At 30.5% G+C, this 3,506-nt stretch carries 5 protein-coding genes; all 5 read right to left on the bottom strand.

Translation table 11 applies throughout. The features are described from left to right. Positions 1–235: hypothetical protein (locus C4S77_RS02900; RefSeq protein ID WP_146106019.1), on the bottom strand; the 235-nt coding region annotated here is incomplete at its 3' end. Beyond that, positions 225–1,364, bottom strand: a complete 1,140-nt coding sequence (locus C4S77_RS02895; RefSeq protein ID WP_317614907.1) for an RHS repeat domain-containing protein — start codon at positions 1,362–1,364, stop codon at positions 225–227. The genes C4S77_RS02900 and C4S77_RS02895, both read right to left, overlap by 11 nt. 238 nt (positions 1,365–1,602) lie before the next feature. Further along, on the bottom strand, positions 1,603–2,244 hold the full coding sequence (locus C4S77_RS02890; protein ID WP_105245962.1) for a hypothetical protein: 642 nt from the start codon (positions 2,242–2,244) through the stop codon (positions 1,603–1,605). Then, positions 2,241–2,558: a hypothetical protein gene (locus C4S77_RS02885; RefSeq protein WP_105245960.1), complete on the bottom strand. Its 318-nt coding sequence runs from the start codon at positions 2,556–2,558 to the stop codon at positions 2,241–2,243. The genes C4S77_RS02890 and C4S77_RS02885 overlap by 4 nt, the downstream gene beginning before the upstream one ends. A 19-nt stretch (positions 2,559–2,577) precedes the next feature. Then, positions 2,578–3,162, bottom strand: a complete 585-nt coding sequence (locus tag C4S77_RS02880) for an RHS repeat domain-containing protein (protein WP_221405069.1) — start codon at positions 3,160–3,162, stop codon at positions 2,578–2,580. Positions 3,163–3,506: the final 344 nt, after the last annotated feature.

Raw genomic sequence — 3,506 nt, 5'->3', positions numbered from 1 at the left:
ATCCCTTCTCTATATAAAACATCCCTTCTGTTTTAATTGTATCCGGAACTACTATAAAAGGCACTTGCTTTACAAAAACTTTTCGCATTTTAGATTGTTCAATATCACCTCTTGTAGATCTACGATACTTCCATTTTTCATAACCATACCAACCTATATAAGAACTCAAATAAATTAAAAAGACTCCAAATATCATAGTAATTATAAGTATCTTATATAATATTTTAAACTTCATTCTTATTTATTTTTTTTCTATTTATTTTTAGATTTTTTTCTGTAGCTTGTATTATCACATTCTGACCTTGCTTTTGAAGTCCTTTATTGAGCATTTCAATTTGTTTTAATAACATAGCGGCTTGATTATTTGGAATTAATTGATGTTCTATTTTCTCATACCCTATTTTATCTGGTACATCTTTTCCATATCTATCTTCTATAACACCTTTCAAAGCAGCTTGTCCTGGATCTATACAAGATTGTCCAAATATATTATACCATTTAGCACTCGCTTCTTTCTTTGCTTTTTCATAGGCTAAATTATCTTCACTTGTATTGGATAATATTAGAAATGCTCTATCATAATTATGTTTTTCATTAGGATTAGCTGATTCATTAATTATACCTATTATTTCAGTTGCTTTTAATCCTGATCCTCTAAAATCATTTCCTATTCTTGTTTTTCGATTATATTTAATATTTCCTAAATCTGAATTTTTTGCTAGCCCTATCGGTTTTGCTCCTTCTCCAGTTCCATTCATCGATATATAGCGCCAACCGTCTTTATCATTCCCTATCAGAACTGCTGAATGCCCTAAACCATATACAGAATTACTATCATAAAGAATAATTATATCTTCCCCATCTGGATCTACAGCATTTACTGACCTATTATGAACATAAGAATATACACTTAAATTCTTACTATCATAAACTCCCCCCGTATTACTATCTGCATCTAAATGTGCTATATACAATGGATCCATTGACAACCATACAGATTCTCTCGGGTTATAATACCTAGCTCCATAATAGTATAACCCCGTTTCCCCATCCAACTCTTTTCCATTAAACAAATAAGGGGTATTCCAACTCTGGTTCCTTTCCTCAATAAACACCTCCCCAAACGGTACATATGCTACATGCTGTACTATTTGCGCGTCTAAGTTAGTAATATTACTGCTACTTCCCAAATGATCCGCATGATAATAATACTGCATCTTTTCATATTCTTCATTCCCTTTGCCGATTCCGCCTCCATAAGCTTGGAGTTTTTTATCTTTGCCTACATAGCAAAAGCCTGCTCCGTTTACATATTCATTATGGTCTTTTCCATGGTAAGGTACTTCAAAATACGCATTGAACACAATAACTGGGATATTTACAACACCATTGAACTCCTCAGGTTACTTTGCATTGACGAGGAAATTATTTAATACAAAAAGCCCGCTTTAATAAAGCAGGCTTGGTTATTTAATAGTTAAATAATTCTATAATAACAATCACTATTTGTAATTTATCACTTTAAACTTCAATAAGAAATTTTATAATAACACTAATTATACGTAATAATATTTCTTTTATTCTTTTCATAATATTTTTATATTACCATGCCAAAAACCAATAAATTAATATTGATTTTTTAGTATTTATACAAATACCTCTTGAATAACCTTTAACATCTTGCTTAAGTATAGATCGTAAAGTTTGAATATCGCTTAAAATGTCTTTAGACTTGGTATTAAAAATATAAATATCAAAATTTTCAGACAATCCTGTTTTAGTCCTATCAGAATAAACATCTTTTGTAGACACTACATTTTCCAAGTAATCATACGAATGGGTTTCAAAATAAGGCACAAAATTAATGTACTTTTTTTCTAAATTTTGTTTGTTTATTACAAGTGTTTTTAGATCTTTATCAGAATACTTCACAATATTACCATTTTTTATTACAGCACTCAAAGAATCCATTGTCTTTTTATCTATTTCATACTCAAATAACATAACATAAATAAAATCTCTAGATAAATCGTCATTTGAATATAATTTAATAGGCAATTTTTTTATAGTCATGGGAAAATGACTATAAAAAGATTTAGGAATATTAGTTTTTTCAATATACTCCTGATATGACAAAGAAGTAGCTTTTATCCGTTCTTTTATAAAATCATCCTTCCTCTTATTTTTATCACAATTGTAACAAAACAAAACTACTAAAATACTTATCAATTTAAATAATCTCATTTCTTTTTAATTGATTTAAAAATTTCTTTAATAATGCCTAAATAGTCTGCTTTTCCTCCCTTTAACTTATTCTTTGAAAATCTTGAATCATTTAATCCTTCAATAACTTTATTACCTGTCCCTCTTGGGGCTGTATATTCATAATATGATATTTGAATATTGCTAAATGGATAATATTCAATATTAGAAGGTTTATACGTTTCATTAGTATTTATTTGTTCTGGCTTAACATAAGTTGTCTGAATACTTCCAACTTGTTCATAATTAGTCCTAGAACTTGATGTCCTATCTATGCTATACTCTCGAGTTTCCATTTTATTAATCAATACTATATCAGCACTTACTTATCCCTATCCCTTCATAAATATCATATGCATTATTATCTATTGTCTCAAGAGTAGAAAATGCAACTTGAACTTTACTTTCCTCATTAATTTGTGTATACTCTTTTCCTCCTTTTTCATAAGATTTATAGCCTTGATCTTTTAATAATTTTCCTGCTGATTTTTCTGAAATACCTAACTCCTCAGCTAAAGAGCCTGCACTATCTCTTTTATCTGCTACTAAATTACCTTTCCCATCCTTATACCAATCAGGCTCCATCCCCGTAGGATCTGTAAATTTAATTGGATTTTGATAAGTATATTGATACGGAGTCATCGTTTCTTCAAACATCGGATCTACACTTAAAAAGATAGACTCCCTCTGGTTGTAATACCTAGCCCCGTAATAGTATAACCCCGTTTCCTCATCCAGTTCCTTGCCATTAAACAGGTAAGGGGTATTCCAACTCTGGTTCCTTTCCTCAATAAACACCTCTCCAAATGGTACATATTCTACATGCTGTACTATTTGTGCGTCTAAGTTAGTAATATAACTGCTACTTCCCAAATGATCTGCATGATTATAATACTGCATCTTTTCATATTCTTCATTCCCTTTGCCGATTCCCCCTCCATAGGCTTGGTGTTTTTTATCATTGCCTGCACAGCAAAAGCCTGCTCCGTTTACTTAATCATTATGGTCTTTTCCATGGTAAGGCACTTCAAAATACGCATTGTGTTCTTTATTTAGGGAGTAATCTCTGTAAATCTTCGCTTATCCTTTCTTTGAAACATAAAGAGCTTACCGAACATACAAACTGAGATATTTACAACAATATCGAACTCCTCAGATTACTCTGCATTGACGAGGAGATTAATTAATAACAAAAACCTCGCAATTGCGGGTTTTTTGTTTATTTATTTTAATTCATTCCATTT

It is taken from the genome of Apibacter adventoris (genome assembly GCF_002964975.1).
In the GTDB taxonomy this organism is placed as follows: domain Bacteria; phylum Bacteroidota; class Bacteroidia; order Flavobacteriales; family Weeksellaceae; genus Apibacter; species Apibacter adventoris.
Note: the sequence above shows the minus strand (reverse complement) of the source record. Positions and strands in the feature narration are given on the sequence as shown.